Annotated in this window: 1 protein-coding gene; it reads right to left on the bottom strand. The window is 52.2% G+C overall.

All coding sequences use genetic code 11. The features are described 5' to 3' along the window. On the bottom strand, nt 1–226 hold a 226-nt coding region (locus LI126_RS15310; protein WP_227165763.1), incomplete at both ends, for a helicase-related protein.

Below are 226 nucleotides of genomic sequence, written 5' to 3' on the forward strand. Positions count from 1 at the left end.
GTTTCATGATCTTGGTCCGCCGATCCTGTGTCAGATCGCCATGAATACCAGCCGCGTTATAGCCGCGTGCCGTTAAGCCCTTCGACAGCTCATCGACGCGACGCTTGGTCCGGCCAAATACGATCGTTAAGTCAGGATCTTGAACATCAATCAGTCGCGTCATGATGTCGAACTTTTCATAATCGCGTGCCCGAACGTAGTATTGATCCACCAGATCGGTCGTCAG

The organism is Mediterraneibacter sp. 210702-DFI.5.30 (assembly GCF_020560115.1).
Classification (GTDB): Bacteria; Bacillota; Clostridia; order Lachnospirales; family Lachnospiraceae; genus Mediterraneibacter; species Mediterraneibacter faecis.